This window comes from Stenotrophomonas sp. TWI819, from assembly GCF_039673075.1.
GTDB lineage: Bacteria > Pseudomonadota > Gammaproteobacteria > Xanthomonadales > Xanthomonadaceae > Stenotrophomonas > Stenotrophomonas rhizophila_B.
The window spans coordinates 159,405-177,366 of record NZ_JBDJKY010000007.1 but is presented as its reverse complement, the minus strand read 5'-3'; the positions used below and the strand labels follow the sequence as shown (position 1 = coordinate 177,366).

Annotated in this window: 16 protein-coding genes; 10 read left to right on the top strand and 6 right to left on the bottom strand. The window is 67.2% G+C overall.

Annotation, left to right across the window (positions count from 1 at the left end; translation table 11 throughout):
- Positions 1-33: 33 nt before the first annotated feature.
- A complete protein-coding gene (locus ABE463_RS11800; protein ID WP_346468291.1) occupies positions 34-1,029 on the bottom strand; it encodes a YhdH/YhfP family quinone oxidoreductase in 996 nt (331 codons plus the stop codon).
- A 213-nt stretch (positions 1,030-1,242) separates the two neighbouring features.
- Here ABE463_RS11800 and hflK point away from each other — a divergent pair, with 213 nt between their 5' ends.
- From hflK to ABE463_RS11780, 4 genes are all read left to right on the top strand, one after another.
- Positions 1,243-2,364 carry an FtsH protease activity modulator HflK gene (hflK, locus tag ABE463_RS11795; RefSeq protein WP_259259501.1) on the top strand — a complete coding sequence of 374 codons (1,122 nt, stop codon included), beginning with the start codon at positions 1,243-1,245 and terminating at the stop codon, positions 2,362-2,364.
- Positions 2,361-3,224 carry a protease modulator HflC gene (locus ABE463_RS11790; RefSeq protein WP_019186091.1) on the top strand — a complete coding sequence of 288 codons (864 nt, stop codon included), beginning with the start codon at positions 2,361-2,363 and terminating at the stop codon, positions 3,222-3,224. Before hflK ends, ABE463_RS11790 begins: the two co-directional genes overlap by 4 nt.
- 69 nt (positions 3,225-3,293) lie before the next feature.
- On the top strand, positions 3,294-3,479 hold the full coding sequence (locus ABE463_RS11785) for a DUF2065 family protein (protein WP_121038863.1): 186 nt from the start codon (positions 3,294-3,296) through the stop codon (positions 3,477-3,479).
- Positions 3,480-3,786: 307 nt separating this feature from the next.
- Positions 3,787-5,079 carry an adenylosuccinate synthase gene (locus ABE463_RS11780; protein WP_088432983.1) on the top strand — a complete coding sequence of 431 codons (1,293 nt, stop codon included), beginning with the start codon at positions 3,787-3,789 and terminating at the stop codon, positions 5,077-5,079.
- 97 nt (positions 5,080-5,176) lie between these two features.
- Here the strand turns inward: ABE463_RS11780 and ABE463_RS11775 are convergent, their stop codons facing one another.
- From ABE463_RS11775 to ABE463_RS11765, 3 genes are all read right to left on the bottom strand, one after another.
- Positions 5,177-5,587, bottom strand: coding sequence for a hypothetical protein (locus tag ABE463_RS11775; protein ID WP_346468290.1), 411 nt, complete (start codon positions 5,585-5,587; stop codon positions 5,177-5,179).
- 190 nt (positions 5,588-5,777) lie between these two features.
- Positions 5,778-6,473, bottom strand: coding sequence for a M23 family metallopeptidase (locus ABE463_RS11770; protein WP_346468289.1), 696 nt, complete (start codon positions 6,471-6,473; stop codon positions 5,778-5,780).
- Positions 6,474-6,477: 4 nt separating this feature from the next.
- Positions 6,478-7,452, bottom strand: a complete 975-nt coding sequence (locus ABE463_RS11765; RefSeq protein WP_346468288.1) for a L,D-transpeptidase — start codon at positions 7,450-7,452, stop codon at positions 6,478-6,480.
- A 203-nt stretch (positions 7,453-7,655) separates the two neighbouring features.
- Between ABE463_RS11765 and ABE463_RS11760 the strand changes: the two genes are divergently transcribed.
- Positions 7,656-9,788, top strand: a complete 2,133-nt coding sequence (locus ABE463_RS11760; RefSeq protein WP_346468287.1) for a methyl-accepting chemotaxis protein — start codon at positions 7,656-7,658, stop codon at positions 9,786-9,788.
- Positions 9,789-9,880: 92 nt separating this feature from the next.
- Here the strand turns inward: ABE463_RS11760 and ABE463_RS11755 are convergent, their stop codons facing one another.
- A complete protein-coding gene (locus ABE463_RS11755; protein ID WP_123730495.1) occupies positions 9,881-10,741 on the bottom strand; it encodes a PA4780 family RIO1-like protein kinase in 861 nt (286 codons plus the stop codon).
- 189 nt (positions 10,742-10,930) lie between these two features.
- Here ABE463_RS11755 and ABE463_RS11750 point away from each other — a divergent pair, with 189 nt between their 5' ends.
- The 4 genes from ABE463_RS11750 (at position 10,931) to ABE463_RS11735 (ending at position 14,900) form a co-directional block, all read left to right on the top strand.
- Positions 10,931-12,058, top strand: a complete 1,128-nt coding sequence (locus tag ABE463_RS11750; RefSeq protein ID WP_346468286.1) for a DJ-1/PfpI family protein — start codon at positions 10,931-10,933, stop codon at positions 12,056-12,058.
- Between the two features lie 4 nt (positions 12,059-12,062).
- A complete protein-coding gene (locus ABE463_RS11745; protein WP_346468285.1) occupies positions 12,063-12,749 on the top strand; it encodes a response regulator transcription factor in 687 nt (228 codons plus the stop codon).
- Positions 12,746-14,011, top strand: a complete 1,266-nt coding sequence (locus ABE463_RS11740) for a HAMP domain-containing sensor histidine kinase (protein ID WP_346468284.1) — start codon at positions 12,746-12,748, stop codon at positions 14,009-14,011. The genes ABE463_RS11745 and ABE463_RS11740 overlap by 4 nt, the downstream gene beginning before the upstream one ends.
- 94 nt (positions 14,012-14,105) lie before the next feature.
- Positions 14,106-14,900, top strand: coding sequence for a hypothetical protein (locus ABE463_RS11735; protein ID WP_346468283.1), 795 nt, complete (start codon positions 14,106-14,108; stop codon positions 14,898-14,900).
- A 26-nt stretch (positions 14,901-14,926) separates the two neighbouring features.
- Here the strand turns inward: ABE463_RS11735 and ABE463_RS11730 are convergent, their stop codons facing one another.
- Positions 14,927-17,017, bottom strand: a complete 2,091-nt coding sequence (locus ABE463_RS11730) for a catalase (RefSeq protein ID WP_346468282.1) — start codon at positions 17,015-17,017, stop codon at positions 14,927-14,929.
- A gap of 183 nt (positions 17,018-17,200) precedes the next feature.
- On the opposite strand from ABE463_RS11730, the gene ABE463_RS11725 reads away from it, so the two are divergent.
- On the top strand, positions 17,201-17,911 hold the full coding sequence (locus ABE463_RS11725; RefSeq protein ID WP_123730501.1) for an AraC family transcriptional regulator: 711 nt from the start codon (positions 17,201-17,203) through the stop codon (positions 17,909-17,911).
- Positions 17,912-17,962: the final 51 nt, after the last annotated feature.

Sequence of the window (17,962 nt, the reverse complement as noted above, 5' to 3'; positions counted from 1 at the left end):
CCGGGCGTGCCGTCCGTCGCCCGGCTGCCACGCTCAGTCGATTCGTACCACCGTGCGGCCGTGGTTGCCGCCCGCGAGCAGGGTGTCGAACGCCGCGGGCAGGCCATCCAGCCCGACCTCGCCGGTGCAGATCGTCTCCAGATGCGCCGGCTTCCACGCGCCGCCCAGCTTGTCCCAGACCGCTTCGCGCCGATCACGCGGTGCGCTGGAGGACGAAACGCCCAGCAGCGACACGCCGCGGATGATGAAGGGCATTACTGTCATGTCCAGTGCCGGGCTGGCGGCGAGACCGGCACTGACCACCGAACCGTAGGGCACGGTCTGCGCCAGCAGGCTGGTCAGCATCGCGCCGCCGGCATTGTCCAGCCCGCCGCCGAAGCGCGCTGATTCCAGCGGTCGGGAGGTCGCCAGCACCTCACGCGGCAGAACCTCGCGGGCCCCCAGGCCCCGCAGATAGCCAGCCTGGTCGGCCTTGCCGCTGATCGCATGCACCTCGAAACCGGCCCGGGTGAAGATATCCACCGCCAGCGAGCCGACCCCGCCGGTGGCCCCGGTCACTGCCAGCGGCCCGTGGGCGGGGGTCTGCCGGTTGTCCAGCATCCGCACCAGGGCCAGCGCCGCGGTGAAGCCGGCCGTGCCCAGGATCATCGCCTCGCGCGGGCTCAGCCCAGCCGGCTGGGGGATCACCGCACTGGCGGCCAGGCGCACATACGGACTGTAGCCGCCATCGCGGGTCTCGCTCAGCCCGCACCCGGTGGCGAGCACCGCATCGCCTTCGCGGTAGGCCGGGTCGGTCGAAGCGACCACGGTGCCGGCCACGTCGATACCACCGACCAGCGGGAAGCGCCGCAGGATCTTGCCCTTGCCGGTGCCGGCCAACGCATCTTTATAGTTGACCGAGGACCAGTGCGCGCGGAGGACCACCTCGCCGGGGTTGAGCTGGTCCAGGCCGATCGGTTCCAGCCCGGCATGGTAGCCGGTATCGTCCTGGTGGATGCGGAAAGCGTTGAACCGGTCGGGAATTGCCATGAAGATGCCTGACGGGGGAAAACGCCACCTTACCTGCTGCTCCGGGGTGCGGGGACCCTCATGGGCCCTCGCGAATGCAGTTATGAATCGTTCCCGGAGATGCGTGACCCCTTCCAATCCTGTCGATCTGCCCCATCTAGTAGAATCGACAACGTTTTAACGGTTGACGGTGCGGGAGTGGCCCGCAGGCAACCTTACCTTGATGGAGCGTGCATGGCCTGGAATACACCCGGCGGCAACAAGGGCGGACAAGGCCCCGACGAGAATCGACGTGGACCGTTCGGTCCTCGCGGTGGCGGCAATGGCGGCGGTTGGGGCGGTTTGCCCGGTCCGCTGAAAGACCTGTTCGATGGCGGCATCCTGCGCTGGGTTGCAGTGGCTGCGGTGTTGCTGCTGCTGTTCTCCAGCTTCCAGCTGATCGGCGAACAGCAACGCGGCGTCGTGCTGCGCTTCGGTCAATTCCATCGCATCCTGCAGCCTGGCCCGAACTTCAAGCTGCCCTGGCCGCTGGAATCGGTGACCAAGGTCAATGCCACCGAGATCAAGACGTTCAGCAGCCAGGTGCCGGTCCTGACCCGCGACGAGAACATCGTCAACGTCTCGCTTAACGTCCAGTACCGCATCGACGATCCGCGCCTGTACCTGTTCGGCTCGGTCGATGCCGACCAGGTGCTGGAACAGACCGCGCAGAGCGCGGTGCGTGAGCAGGTCGGCCGTGCCGACCTCAACAACGTGCTGAACAACCGCGGCCCGCTGGCCGTGGCCGCCGAAGAGCGCCTGCAGGCCTCGCTCGGCAGCTACCGCACCGGTCTGTCGGTGACCGGCCTGACCCTGCCCGATGCCCGTCCGCCCGAGGAGGTCAAGCCGGCCTTCGATGAGGTCAACGGTGCCCAGCAGGTCAAGGAGCGGCTGATCAACGAAGCCCAGGCCTACGCCGCCAAGGTGGTTCCCGAAGCGCGCGGCCAGGCCTCACGGGCCCGTACCACCGCCGAAGGCTACAAGCAGGCCGTGGTCGCCAAGGCCGAGGGTGATGCCGAGCGCTTCAGCCTGCTGCAGGTCCAGTACAAGGACGCCCCGGAAGTCACGCGCAAGCGCCTGTGGCTGGAAACGGTGCAGAAGGTGCTCTCGGAGAACCGCAAGATCATCGGTGGCGATGGCCGCCAGCTGATCTACGTGCCGATGCCGGGCGACAACCGCACCAGCACCAATGCCGCTCCGGCGGTGACCCCGGAAGTCATGCTGCCGTCGCTGCCTGCCAGCACGGCCGTGGATGGCGTTCGCAATGCGGAGCGTCCGACGACGCGCCCGACCGGTCGTGAGGAGGGCAGCCGATGAGAAGTTCACTGTGGATTGGTCTGGCCGTAGCGGTCCTGCTCGGCCTGCTGGGTTCGGTTTACGTGGTCCGTGAGGACCAGACCGCGATGGTGCTGAACCTGGGCAAGGTGGTCCGTGCGGACATCAAGCCGGGCTTGCACTTCAAGGTGCCGCTGGTGGAAACGGTGCGCGTGTTCGATCGCCGCTTCCAGGTGCTCGATACCGCCCCGGCGCGTTACTTCACCGCCGAGCAGAAGGACGTCAGCGTCGACTTCTTCGCGATCGGTTACATCTCCGACGTGCGCGCGTACTTCCGTGCGACCGGCGGCGATGCCCGCGTGGCCAATGCCCGTCTGGCCCCGATCATCACCGACTCGCTGCGCAACCAGATCAACTCGCGTTCGTTGCAGCAGCTGGTGTCCGGGGATCGCAGCGAACTGATCGCCAACCAGCTGACCGGCATCAACGAGTCGGTCAAGGCGCTCGGCATGCAGATCATCGACCTGCGCATCAAGCAGATCGACCTGCCGACCGACAGCCAGGTGATCAACGATGTGTACGAGCGCATGCGCGCCCAGCGTAAGCAGGAAGCGGCCAAGCTGCGCGCCGAGGGTGAAGAGCAGTCGCTGACCATCCGTGCCCAGGCCGACCGCGAGAGCACCGTGATCGTGGCCGAAGCCGAGCGCGATGCCCAGCAGCTGCGCGGTGCCGGCGATGCCGATGCCGCCCGCATCTACGGCAAGGCCGGCTCGGCTGACCCCTCGTTCTACGCCTTCTACCGCAGCCTGGAGGCCTACCGTGGCTCCATGACCGACGGCAACGGCGTGATCGTGCTCGACAAGAACGACCCGTTCCTGCAGTACCTCAAGAGCGATCGCTGAGGCCGCAGGCGGTAGTCATCCACGGGGACCCGGTGCAGACCGGGTCCCCGTTTTGTTTGTGGAGATGTCATGAAAGATCTGTTCTCGGCCCTGTGCCTGGTCGCCGTGCTCGAAGGCCTGTTCCTGTTCGCCGCCCCGCTGGCCTGGAAGCGGATGGCCGAGCAGCTGCTGATGCTGCGCAGCAGCGCCCTGCGCACCTGGGGCGGGGTGATCCTGTTGGCGGGCCTGACCACCCTGTGGTGGCTCAAGCACTGAGCGGGTTACCGCCATGCGCTGGTGGGTCGTGCCGGCCGCTGGCCGACACGACCCAGGCGGCGGTTCTGACCGGCCGGTGAAGTCCACCGGCCCCCGGGGTGGCAGCGGCCATCGGAAACCCGGATAATGCACAAAAGCCGGACGGGCACTCTGTTTCAGAGTCACTCGTCCGGCTTTTTCCGTGTCTGGGTACCCCAGCGTCGGCGCGCTCCCCGCTGGAGCCCGCCACCCCGCGCTGAGCGGCCACCCCGGCAGGGTCCCAAACCCGCGGCCCCGATGGCCGCACAAAAACCAGGAGTTACCCGTCATGGGTCAGTCAGTTGTCGTGTTGGGTGCCCAGTGGGGCGATGAAGGCAAGGGCAAGATCGTCGATCTGCTCACCGAGGAAATCGGCGCTGTCGTGCGCTTCCAGGGCGGCCACAATGCCGGCCACACGCTGGTCATCAATGGCAAGAAGACCGTGCTGCACCTGATTCCGTCGGGCATCCTGCGTGAAGACGCGCTGTGCCTGATCGGCAACGGCGTGGTGATCTCGCCGGCCGCGCTGCAGAAGGAAATCGCCGAGCTGGAAACCTCCGGTGTGGAAGTCCGTTCGCGCCTGAAGATCTCCCCGGCCGCGCCGCTGATCATGCCGTACCACATCGCCCTGGACCAGGCGCGCGAACGCGCTGCCGGCGGCAAGGCGATCGGCACCACCGGCCGTGGCATCGGCCCGGCGTATGAAGACAAGGTGGCGCGTCGCGGCATCCGCATCGCCGACCTGCATTACCCGGCCCAGCTGGAAGAACTCCTGCGCACCGCGCTGGATTACCACAACTTCGTGCTGACCAATTATCTCAAGACCGACGCGGTCGACTTCCAGAAGACCTACGACGAAGCGCTGGCCTTCGGCGAATACGTCGAGCCGATGAAGTCCGACGTTGCCGGCATCCTGCACGACCTGCGCAAGCAGGGTAAGCGCGTGCTGTTCGAAGGCGCCCAGGGCGCGCTGCTGGATATCGATCACGGCACCTACCCGTACGTCACCAGCTCCAACACCACCGTCGGTGGCGCATTGGCCGGTGCCGGCGTCGGCGCCGATGCGATCGACTACGTGCTGGGTATCGCCAAGGCCTACGCGACCCGCGTCGGCGGTGGCCCGTTCCCGACCGAGCTGGACGATGAAGTCGGCCAGGGCATCCGCGACCGCGGTGCCGAGTACGGCGCCTCGACCGGTCGCCCGCGTCGCTGCGGCTGGATGGACATCGTCGCGCTCAAGCGCGCCGTGGCCATCAATGGCATCAGCGGCCTGTGCATCACCAAGCTGGACGTGCTCGACGGCATGGAAAAGCTGAAGGTCTGCATCGCGTACGAATACCGCGGCAAGCGTACCGAGTACGCGCCGCTGGACGCGCAGGGCTGGGAAGAATGCACGCCGGTGTACCTGGAGTTCCCGGGCTGGACCGAGAACACCCACGGCATCACCAACTGGGACGACCTGCCGCCGGCCGCCCGCGCTTACCTGCGCGCGCTGGAAGAGCTGGCCGGTTGCCCGGTGAGCATCGTCTCGACCGGCCCGGACCGCGACCACACCATGGTGCTGCAGGATCCGTTCGCCTGATCAGGTGCGCCGTGCCGGGCATGCCCGGCATTGTGTGGAGCAGTAAGGAAAAGCCCCGCGTGAGCGGGGCTTTTTCGTTGCCGCGCCCGTGCCCGCGTCAGCGCCGGCCGATGCCCATCTGCAGTTCCGACAGTTCCAGAGTCTCATCGTGGTTGGCATCCAGGCTCTGGAAACGCATCTCTGACGAGCGGCGCATTTCCTCGGCACTCAGTTCGCCGTCGCCGTTCTGATCGGCAATGCGCACCCATTCGGCTGCCGAGAACTCGCCATCACGCTGCGGACCGAGCACCCCCTGCACTTCATCGACGCTCACACGGTAGTTGTGATCCGCATCGACCAGGCGGAAGAACGCGTCACCGTCGTACTCATCACGGCTGACCTTGCCATCGCCATTGCGATCCAGCATCGCGAAGCGGTCCGGTGCGGTGGCGGGCAGGTCCTGCGCTGCGGCGGTGCTTGCTGCGGCACCGGCGCAGAGCAGGAGCAGGGCAACACGGTGCGCGATCATCATCACAATCATCTCCAGAGCGGGTGTGGCGGTCGAGGCGTGCCGTCAGCGGCCAGTGTCCGCTGCGCTGCAGATCGGGACAACGGCAAAATCCCGCATTCGCGCCAGTAGTTTTACTGGTTGCCCGCGGCCGTCGGACGGCTGTGACCACGCCCGCCATCGTGGTGCCGTGGCATGCGGCCCGCCTTGATCAAATCGCCTGCTGACCCTTCAACACCGGGTACGGATTGATCGATTCGCCCTTCCACCACTGCTTTTCCGGGCCCAGTACATGGATCTCGAAATGCAGGTGGGGCGCTTCCGGGCTGGCATTGCCCGTGCTGCCGACATAGCCGATCACCTCACCGCGCTTGACCGTCTTTTTCTCCGCCAGACCGTCGGCGTAGCGGTCCAGATGGGCGTAGTAATAGCAGTACCGACCGCTCGGTTCGAACTGGTACACGGTGAGCCCGCCCCGCACGCTGTCGAACAGTTTCTCGACGGTGCCGTCGGCGACGGCCAGCACCGGCGTGCCGTTCGGCGCCAGGATGTCGATGGCATCGTGGACGCGGCCCTCGCTGCGCGCATCGGTGAAGGTGTCCTGCAACTGGTCCGCACGGATGCCCTGCACCGGCAGCAACAGGGCGCCGGTGGCATCCGCAGGGGGCGGTGCGACACCGCCCGCATCAGGCGCGGGCGGCAGGGGCGTGGTCGGGATCGGTGCGGGTGCGCGGGCCGGGGGGGATGGCGGCGGCGGTGCGTCGAGTGCGGCACGGGTGGAACTCGTGGCCGAGCCCACCTTCGCCGGTTCGGCGGCGCCGAGGCGGGCCGAGGGCCCTGGCCCCAGCAACCAATAGCCGACCACACCGATCACCAGGCCCACCGCCAGCAGTCGCAGGGTCTTCATGCGCTTACTCCTGCATCACGACGGGCACGGAGGCATCCACCGCATCGGCCACCTGCAGCGCATCCCAATTGGTCAGGCGCACACAGCCATGCGACTCGGTCTTGCCCACGTGGCCAGGCTCGGGTGTGCCGTGCAGGCCGTAATGTGGCTTGGAAATGTCGATCCAGACCACCCCGACCGGATTGTTTGGGCCCGGTGGCAGCACCGCCTTGCTGTCGCCGGCCTTGGCGTCCCAGAACAGCTTGGGGTTGTAGTGGAAGGTCGGATCGCGCGAGATGCCGAGGATCTTCCACTTGCCGATCGGCAACGGGTCATGTTTGCTGCCCGAGGACACCGGGAACTGCGCATACACCTTGCCGTCGGCATCGAACAGCCGCAGCGTCGAGTCGGATTTGTCGATCACCAGCTTGCTGGCCTTGGCCAGCGGCGTGACCGCGATGTTCGGCACCTGGATCACGCTGCCGGCCTTGCCCAGGTCCACACCGGGATTGAGCGTCTTCAGCAGGTCGGGTGAGGCGTGGAAGCGTTCGCCCAGTGCTTCTTCCACCGAGCCGAAGCCCAGCGATGTCAGCTTGGCCTGTTCGGCCGGCCCCTTCGGCACGGGCTGGAACGGGCCGGCAACATCCTCGGCGGTCAGCGTGTAGCGCACCAGCGGCGGGGCGCTGTCCGGCTGCAGGGCCTTCCAGGTCGCATCGTCCAGCTCACCGGTCACCTTGATCCCGCGTGCGGCCTGGAAACCGGACACGGCGCGCTTCTGGTTGGAACCCACTTCGCCATCGATCTGCCCCGGAGAGAAGTGCGCGCGGTCCAGCAGCACCTGGGCATGCAGGTCCGAGCGCGGCCCGGTGGCGAGCGGCGTGTCGGCCGTGGCGGTCGCCGGTGCCGCGGCCGGTGCCGTCTGGGCGACCGCCCAGACAGGGGCGGCCAGCGCCAGGGCGAGGGCGGACAGGCGGGCGATCTGGTGCAGGCGAAGGGTCATCGGCGATTCCAGGAGAGACGTGCTTCCACCATGCCTGCCGGGCATGCGCAGCGGCCGTGAAAAGCCTGACGCGCGGCTGAGTGTGGGCACCGGCCCGGCCAATGTGTCCACTACGTGAACCCATTCACCCGTCAACACGCCCACGGATCAAGGCCGTCCAGGGAAGGCCGATACCAGTGCACCCCCCACGTTTGGAAGTTGTCATGGATTATTTGCGGAACGTCAGCGTTGTCTGGCGGCTTGGCCTGGGCTTCGGCCTGTTGTTGCTGCTGGTGGCTGCGGTCGTCGCCATCGGCGCAACCGGCAGCGCGGAACAGAAACAGTCGATGCAGCAGGTGGTCGAGGTCAATGTGGCCAAGGTCCGGATGCTGTCGGACATGCTTGATGCCAACAACCAGATGATGGTGGTGCGGCGTGAGATGCTGATCCGCCAGGGCGACCGTTTGGCTGATGACGAAGTGCGCATCGCCGATCTGGTGAAGCGTTATGAAGCCAGCTGGGCCGCCTACCAGGCGTTGCCCACCAGCGCCGAAGACAAAGCGATCGGCGACGCCATCGCGGCGGCCCGCGCGGTCGCGCGCCCGCTCAACAAGCAGATGAGCGAGCAGCTCAAGCAGGGGGATTTTGCGTCTGCCACTGCGTTGACCCTGGGCGCCGTGCAGGAAGCCGCCAATGCCTGGAACAAGGCGCTGGGCGATGGCGTGGACTATGAAGAAAAGCAGAGCCGCGAGGCCGCCGCCGAAGCGATCCGGCTGGGCGAGCGCACCTTCCTGCAGTTGCTGGTGCTGGGTGCGGTCGCGCTGGTGGTCGGTATCACGGCCTCGATCCTGATCGGACGCAGCCTGACCGGCCCGCTGGCCCGCGCCGTCGGTCTGGCCACCCGCATGGCCAAGGGTGACCTGGAGCAGGACTTCCGCTTGGGCGGCCGCGATGAGATCACCCAGTTGGGCAACGCCATGGCCACGGTCCGCCAGACCGTCCAGGGCGCGATCACTGCCCAGCTGGACATGGCCCGCCAGCATGAAGCCGGCGCCATCAGCTACCGCATGGACGAAGCCGCCTTCCCCGGCGATTTCGGACGCATGATCCGCGCCACCAACGAGCTCGTCGGGTCACACGTGGCCGTGGAGTTCCACATGGTCGAGGTGATGCAGCGCTATGCGATCGGCGACCTGAGCCGCGATCTGGACACCTATCCCGGCGAAAAGGCCGTGCTGACCACCACCATGGCGACCGTCAAGGACAGCCTGATGGCGATCAATCAGCAGATCGAGACGCTGGCGTCGGCTGCACGTGCGGGCGACTTCTCGGTGCGTGGTACCGAGCAGAGCTTCCAGTTCCAGTTCCGCGCGATGGTCGCCCAGTTGAACGGGATGATGGCCAGCTCGCAGAGCAGCATCGCCGACCTGTCGCAGGTGCTGCGTGCGATCTCCACCGGCGATCTGACCTCGCGCATGGACGGCCACTACGAAGGTGTGTTCGCGCAGATGCGCGACGATGCCACGGTAACCGCTGTCCAGCTGACCGGCATCGTGCAGCAGATCCAGGGGGCAGCCGGCAGCATCAACGATGCCGCACAGGAACTGGCCGCAGGCCATAGCGATCTGTCGCGCCGCACCGAGCAGCAGGCGGCCAATCTGGAAGAGGCCGCTGCCTCGATGGAAGAGCTGACCTCCACAGTCCGCCAGAACGCCGAACTGGCCAACCAGGCCGACCACGAAGCCCATGCGGCCGGTGCCGCGGTCAAGGCAACCGAGCAGGCCATCGCGCAGATGGCAGCCGTCATGAGCGAGATCGACCAGTCCTCGGCGCGCATTTCCGAGATCTCCTCGGTGATCGATGGCATCGCGTTCCAGACCAACATCCTGGCCTTGAACGCGGCGGTGGAAGCGGCCCGTGCCGGTGAGAACGGGCGCGGTTTCGCGGTCGTGGCCACCGAGGTGCGCACGCTGGCGCAGCGTGCCGGTACGGCGGCCAAGGAGATCAAGGACCTGATCGACGAGTCCAGCAGCAAGGTCAAGACCGGACTGAGCGTGACCGTGCAGTCCGAAGCGGCGATCGCCCGCCTGACCCAGGCCAGCTCGCGCACCAATCAGCTGATGAGCGACATCGCCGCCGCGACCAAGGAACAGGCCGCCGGCATCGAGCAGGTCAACCAGGTGGTCGTGCAGATGGACCAGGTGACCCAGCAGAACGCGGCGCTCGTGGAAGAAGCCACCGCTGCCAGCCGCGCGCTGGAAGAACAGGCGTATGCACTGACCGAATCGGTGGCGGTGTTCAAGCTGGACAACAGCGCGGCAAGCCTGCGTCGCCCGGCGGCATTGCAGGCGGCGTGATGGCACGCGTGCGCTGAGTAGTACAGAAAAGCCCCGCTCCGGCGGGGCTTTTTCATACCGATCCGGCTGGCCGCCGCAGCGGCGCGCCCGGCTCAGTCCTCGTTCTCTTCCGCCGCTTCGCGACCCTGCTGGCGGATCAGTGCTTCTTCGCGTGCATCGTTGATGGCATGGCGGACGCCATCCAGATCGATGGTGCTCTCATCCTGCTCGAATTCACCGGTCAGCACGCTGTCCGGCAGCAGATCGCCAGCCTCGAACAGCGCCCACATCTCCTCGCCGTACCAGGTCTCCAGCAGCTCCGGCGCCCAGCGGCCCAGGTACGCGGTGAGGTTGTTGACGTCGCGCAGCAGCATCGTGCGTGCGGCATTGTTGCCCGCCGCACTGACCACCTGCGGAAAATCGATCACCACCGGGCCTTCCGGGCCGACCAGCACGTTGTACGGCGACAGATCGCCGTGGATCAGGCCGCAGCACAGCATGCGCACCACCTGGCGGACCAGGATCTGGTGGAACTCGCGTGCCTGTTCCGGGCTGAGCTCGACCTCGCCCAGGCGCGCGGCGGAATAACCTTCGGCATCGGTGACCAGCTCCATCACCAGCACGCCGTGGAAGTAGCCATACGGCTCGGGCACGCGCACGCCGGCATCGCGCAGCTGGTACAGCGCATCGACCTCGGTGTTCTTCCAGGCCGCTTCCTGCTGCTTGCGGCCGTAGTTGCTGGCCTTGCCCACGGCGCGCGCTTCGCGGCTGCCACGGACCTTGCGGCCTTCCTGGTACTGCACGCGCTGCTGGAAGCTGCGTTGGGCCATGTCCTTGTAGACCTTCGCGCAGCGCACATCGTCGCCGCTGCGGACCACATATACCGCTGCTTCCTTGCCGCTCTTGAGCGGGCGGAGCACTTCATCGATCACGCCGTCGTCGATCAGCGCCTGCAAGCCTTGGGGGGTCTTCACGGTATCTCGGGAATCGGCTGGCGCGGGGCCTGCCCTGGAGGGGGAGGAATTTTCGCATCTTCGGGCCGATGGAGCCATCGACACGGCGCCCGGCGGTCGGGTTGTTCAGCTGCGTGCACGCAGGCGACCGCTTGAAATCTGCTTCACATCCGCGCGGCAGGCTGAGCTCACTTCCCAAGGAGTGCTCCCATGATGCTGTCCCTGCTGCGCCGCACCGGTGCCGTTCTGGCCTTGCTGCTGGCTGTCCCCGCACTGCATGCCCGCCCCGCGGCGTCCGATACGGTGCTGATCGTCGTCAGCGGCGAAGGCCGCGATCACGGCAAGACCCGCCCCGGGTTCGAGATGGACGAGTTCGCCCAGGCCTACCTGATCTTCCGCGACAACGGCCTGGCCGTGCAGGTCGCCAGCCCGCGCGGCGGGCCGGTGGAAGCCGACAAGTTCGACCCGAAGGAGCCCTTCAACGCGCGCGTGCTGGCCGATCCGGCGGCGACCGCGTTGCTGGCTGATACCCGCGCCACCGCGACCCTGCGTGCGGCCGACTATGCGGCGGTCTACGTGGTTGGCGGCAAGGGCGCGATGTTCGATCTGCCCGCTGATGCCGCGCTGCGCACGGTGCTGGGCACGCTGCACGATCAAGGCGGCGTGGTCGCGGCCGTCTGTCACGGCCCGGCAGCGCTGGTGGATGTGCGGCTGGCGGACGGATCACTGCTGGTCGCCGGGCGCCGCATGACCGGCTTCACCAATGCGGAGGAGGGCGTGTTCGGCAAGCGCTGGGCCAAGGAGTTCCCGTTCCTGCTGGAAACCGCGCTGCGCGAGCGCGGTGCGCGCTGGGAGCAGGCGCCGCTGATGATGCCCAAGCTGGTGGTGGACGGGCGTCTGATCACCGGGCAGAACCCGTACTCCACGCCGGCGGTCGCCGAAGCGATCGTGCGCGCCACCGGTCGTACCCCGGTCGCCCGCACCCCTTGGCGTGATGAGGCCAGCATGACGCTGGTGCAGCGGCTGCTCGACGGCGAGGCCGACGCGGTCAAGCGCGAGCTGGCCAGCAACCGCACCGGCTATCACGACCAGTTGATCGGCGTGCTCGGCTACTACCAGCTGCAGGCCGCGCAGGACGATGCGGCCGTGCGTGACGCCCTGGCGATCATGCAGCTGGCGGCGCCGTACATGAGCGAGCCGCAGCTGCCGCTGGGCATCGCGCAGGCGCACTGGCGGCTGGGCGAGGTGGAACAGGCGCGCAGCGTGCTCGGCAAACTGCTGGAAACGCATCCTGACATGGCCGAAGCTAGGCAGCTCAAGGACACGATCGAAGGCTGACGCCATGCATGACGGCCTGCACATCCTGGTCATCGAGGACAACCCGGCGCTGCGCGCCGGCATGGCCACGCTGCTGGAGGCGCGCGGCCATCGCGTGGCCTTCGCCGCCGATGGGCTCAGCGGCCTGCAGATGGCGCTGGACGAGCCGCCGGACGTGCTGGTGCTGGACCTGACCCTGCCGGGCATGGATGGCCTGCGCGTGTGCAGCCATCTGCGCGAGCAGGCCGACCGCCACATCCCGATCCTGATGCTGACCGCGCGTGACACGTTGGCCGACAAGCTGGTCGGCTTCCAGGCCGGTGCCGATGACTATCTGGTCAAGCCGTTCGCCGGTGAGGAGCTGCTGGCGCGGTGCCTGGCGCTGGCGCACCGGCATGAGCGGCGCGAAGGTCACGTGCTGCGCATTGGCTCGCTGGATATCGATCGCCGCAGCGGCAGCGCGACTCGCCGCGGCCAGGTGCTTGGGCTGCCGCAGACCGCGTATCGCCTGCTGGTGCTGCTGGCCGAGGCATGGCCGCGCACGGTGACCCGCAGCGAGCTGATCCGTCGTCTGTGGGGCGATGAGGCACCACCGTCGGATCCGCTGCGCTCGCATCTGTATCTGCTGCGCCAGGTCCTGGACAAACCGTTCGATCGACCCATGCTCAAGACCGTGCACGATGTCGGCTTCAAGCTGGAGGCCGACGCATGACGACGCGTGTGCATCGCCTGCGCAACCGGTTGATGCTGGCCTTCGCGGTGTTCGCACTGGCGGTGGCCAGCCTGTTCGGCCTGTACGTGGCGGTGTTCGTGTACAGCGTGGAGGATCGCTTCTTCGATGCGATGCTCGAACAGGAAGCGCAGCAGCAGCTGGATCAGCGGGCCGCGGGTGGTATCTGGTCGTCGCCGCGCAACGCGTTCATGACCGTGCACGAGAGCAGTGCCACGTTCCCGGCCGATCTGAAAACCGCGTTCGATGCCGAGCCATGGCGCCACGAGTTCGCCGGTACGCAGGGACGGCACTATCACCTGCGCGCGCTGCAACCGGGCGGCGCCGGTACATCAGGATGGCTGGTCGCCGAGGTCAGCCAGCAGCTGGTGGTGCGGCCGATGCGCCGCCAGATTCTGGGTCTGTTGGCCTGGTCCGGGCTGGCCGTGGTGGTCGTTGCCGTGCTGGCCGGTGCGTGGCTGGCACGACGCACCACGCGTCCCTTGTCCAGACTGGCCGCACTGGTCGATGGGATGGCACCGGATCGACTGCCCGTCGGGTTCGCGCGCGACTTCCCCGATGATGAAATCGGCGTCCTTGCGCGGGGGCTGGACAACCTGACCGGGCGGGTGCGCGCCTTTGTTGCCCGCGAACATGCCTTCACCCGCGATGCGAGTCATGAGCTGCGCACGCCGCTGGCGGTGATCCGCAGCGCGACCGAACAGCTGGCCAACGAACCGGGGCTGTCCGCGGCCGGACGGCTGCAGCTGGCGCATGTGCAGCACTCGGCGCGGCAGCTCGAACAGACCGTGATCACCCTGCTCACCCTGGCCCGCGAAGAGAGCGTTGAACAGGATGCGCTGCCGCTGGCGGTGCTGCCGGTGCTGGAACAGGTGGTGCTCGAGCAGGCCGCGCTGCTGGAGGGCAAGCCGGTCAAGGTGCGGGTCGATGTACCCGGCAACGTGCGCCTGGTGGTACCCGGGCCGGTGCTGCACATGTTGTTGGCCAACCTGGTCGGCAATGCATTTGCGCACACGCGGGAGGGGGCGGTGCACATCGATGTCGCGGCCGGACGCCTGCGCATCCGCAACACCGCCCCGGCCGGTGACCCTGACACGATCGTGCGGCCTTTCGCCAAAGGCGAAGGCAGTGCCGGCTTTGGCCTTGGCCTGGCGATCGTGCACCGGCTGTGCGACCGCTTCGCCATCGACCTGCGCATCGAGGGAACCGAGCACGCCACGGTGGCCAGTTTCAGCGTGCACTGAAGCGGGGCGGTCCTCGCACCACATCCGCCCACTGCCACGTCCGCTTCCGTCCACCGCCAAAGTGCGCGATGCTCTGCTGAACGGGGAGGGGCGCATGGGGAACAGGGACGAGGGCATCGCGACGGCCGCTGGCGGCGAGTCGCAGACACCGGCGGCGGATCAGACGCCGACCGACTGGTCGTTGCTGCCGGTCACGCATGGCAACGAAGACTCGATGGTCGCGGTGATCTGGCGCCTGCTGCGCCAGGAACCGGCATTGATGGTGAGTGCGGGCTACGTGTTCCTGTCCGCGCTGGGGCTGTGGTCGAGCTATTTCTTCTACTTCAAGTTCCGGCTGTCGATCCTGGATTACCTGCAGGTCAGCGACTTCCTGGTCGCCGGTCTGCGCGATCCAGCCTATGTGCTGATCCTGCTGCTGGGCGCACTGCTGGCGGTGCTGCTGGGTTGGCCGGAAACACTGCGGCGGCGCAACCCGGCCAAAGTGGCACGCCTGCGTGCGCGGCATTGGGGATGGCGGATGCTGTTCTCCGAATCGCCGTGGATGAACTGGGAGTTTTCCGGGCTGCGCCCCCTGACCGGCATGTGCATGGGGGTGGTCTGTTTCATGGCCATCGGCGCCGCACTGTATGCGTTGAACAAGGCCGAAGCCATCCGGGATGGCAACGGAGGCACGCCGGTCCAGGTGATGCTCAACGGTGATGGCGCCACCTTGCCCGGCACTGCGAAGCTGCTGGGCTCCAGCAGCGCGTTCGTGTTCCTGTGGTGGCCGGCGCAGCGGCGTGCCGAAGCCGTGCCGATCGGCTCGATCCGTCGGCTGCAGTCGATGGCCGTCCCCATGAAGCCGGCGCCGGTGCCCAAACAGGCCCCGGCGCCACCCGCGCCGCGCTGAGATCAGCACGGCGCACCGCGCACGGCTCAGGCGAGCGTGCGCACCTTGGGTTCACGGGCCCACTGGCGGGTGGCCGCCGCAGCCAGGAAGGCCTTGGCGTCCTCCGCCTCGACCACGCCGGCATCGTTGCCGACCCGGGCAATCTTCAGCAGCGCCTGTGCACCGTCATCAGCGGCGATCGCCTTCAGATGGGCCCAGGCGTCGCTGACGAAATCGATCGCGGCCGATTCCTTGCTCAGCTTCTTGGCGGCATCACTGCTCAGCACCACCGCGACCGCATCGAACACCACCGAAGGCGTGCCCGCCAGCTGACCATCGGCGGCCAGCGTCTTGCCGTCGCTGAGCTTGGCGCCACCGATCTTGGGCGCGACCAGCTTGACGCTCGCCCCGGCCTTGTCGGCCGCCTTGCGCAGGTTGGCGATCAAGGCCGCGTCGGAGCCTTCGTCGAACAGGATGCCGATGCAGCGGCCTTTGAGCAGGTCTTTGGTGCGGCCGATGATGCGCACTTCCGGCGCCTTCGGGAAATCCTGTGCCGGGGTCTGCGTGGCCGCCGGCTCGGGCAGCGCGGGCATCGCCAGACCGTCGGCCACGCGCTTGGCCAGTGCATCGTCGATGTTGCGCAGGTGACTCACGGTGCGCTCGCGCACCTTGACCGTCTCCACCTTGGAGAGCTCGAACACCAGCGCCGAGGCCAGATGCGCCTGCTCCGGCGCCTCCAGGCTGCGGAAGAACATGCGGGCCTGGCTGTAGTGATCGGCGAAGCTCTCCGCGCGAACGCGCCCCTTGCGGCCGTCATCCGGGGCGGTGGCGTGACTGGGGAAGCCGTCGACGCTCTCACGCGGGCTGTCGCCCTGCAGCGAACTCGGATCGTAGGCGACCCGTCCCTTCGGGATGTTCATCTGCATGTGGCCGTCGCGCTGGTGGTTGGCGAACGGGCACTTGGGCGCGTTGACCGGGATCTGGTGGAAATTCGGCCCGCCCAGTCGGCTGAGCTGGGTATCCAGATACGAGAACAGGCGACCCTGCAGCAGCGGATCGTTGCTGAAGTCGATACCCGGCGGCACGTTGGCCGGGCAGTAGGCGACCTGCTCGGTCTCGGCGAAGAAGTTGTCCGGCCAGCGGTCCAGCACCATGCGCCCGATCACGGTCAGCGGCACCAGCGACTCGGGAATGATCTTGGTCGAATCCAGGTGATCGAACGGGAAGGCCTCGGCCTGTTCTTCAGTGAACAGCTGCACGGCCAGTTCCCACTCGGGGAAGTCGCCAGCGGTGATCGCCTCGAACAGATCGCGGCGGTGGAAGTCATTGTCCGCGCTCTGCAGCTTGACCGCCTCGTCCCACACCGTGGACTGGATGCCCAGCTTCGGTCGCCAATGGAATTTGACGAAGGTCGATTCGCCGGCATCGTTGATCAGCCGGAAGCTGTGGATGCCGAACCCCTCGATGGTGCGCAGCGAGCGCGGGATCGTGCGGTCGCTCATCGCCCACATGATCATGTGCATCGACTCGGGCATCAGCGAGACGAAATCCCAGAAGGTGTCGTGCGCGCTCGCCGCCTGCGGGAAGGCACGGTCCGGCTCCATCTTCACCGCATGGATCAGGTCGGGGAACTTGATCGCGTCCTGGATGAAGAACACCGGGATGTTGTTGCCGACCAGATCCCAGTTGCCTTCCTTGGTGTAGAACTTGACCGCGAAGCCGCGCACATCGCGCGGGGTATCCACCGAACCGGCGCCGCCAGCCACGGTGGAGAAACGGGTGAACAGCGGGGTGCGCACACCGACCTCACTGAGGATACGGGCGCGGGTGTACTCGCCGAGCGAGCGGGTCAGCTCGAAGTAGCCATGGGCGGCGCTGCCGCGTGCATGCACGATGCGTTCGGGGATGCGCTCATGATCGAAGTGGGTGATCTTCTCGCGCAGGATGAAGTCTTCCAGCAGCGTCGGCCCGCGCGGCGTCGCGCGCAGCGAGTTCTGGTTGTCACCGACCGGGATGCCCTGGTTGGTGGTCAGCACAGGATGGCCGTTGCCCGCGCGCTGGTGCAGTTCATCCCCTTCGCCACGGACATCGGCGGCGGGTGCAGGGGCATTCTTCGTGCTTTTCTTGCTGGCGGCCATGAGGCGACTCCGGGAGCTGGCGGGAAGGGGGGATCGCTTCACACTGGCGGCCGGGGCGTTAATCGAGGGTGCGAAAAGGCGGCACCGCTTGCACCCGCGCTTCACATGTGGCGCTTCGGCGCTGGGTCGACGGCGCCCGGGCGGGTATCCTTGACCGGGTGTCCTTCTGTCTTTCCCCGCCGCATGCGCGTTGAACCTGCCGACATCGAAGCCCTGTTTGATGCGATCCCGGACGTCCTGTTCTTCATGAAGGACTGCGACGGGCGCTATACGCACATCAACCAGACCATGCTGCGTCGGCTGGGGCTGAAATCCCGCAAGGACGTGATCGGGCGCACTGCAGCGGAGATCTACCCGACCGGGCTGGGCGCCGATTACGCCACCCAGGACGAGCAGGTGCTGGCCGGCAAGGTCATCGAGAACCTGATGGAGCTGCATCTGTTCGCCAACCGCGAGCCGGGCTGGTGCCTGACCTGCAAGCGGCCGCTGGTGGTGGACGGGCAGATCCGCGGGCTGATCGGGATCTCGCGCGATCTGGGCCAGAAGGACAGCCTGGGCACGCAGTACGAACAGCTTCGCCTCGCGCTGGCGCATCTGAATGCGCATTACGCCGAGAACGTGCGCATGCAGACCCTGCTCGACATCACCGGGTTCTCGCTGTCCAAACTGGAGCGCACCTTCCGCAAGGTGTTCCAGATGACCCCGCAGCAGGTGCTGACCCGGCTGCGCATCCAGATGGCGGTGCACCTGCTGCATGGCCCGGACAGCATCGCCAGCATCGGCCAGGCCTGCGGCTTCACCGACCAGAGCGCGTTCACCCGCAAGTTCAAGGCCGAGGTCGGGCTGTCGCCGCGCGCCTACCGCGCCCAGATCAGCGAGCGCGCGGCCGCCTGAGCCGGGGTGGGGCTTGTGGCCTATGCCGTCGCGCGGCCGACAGGGTATGGT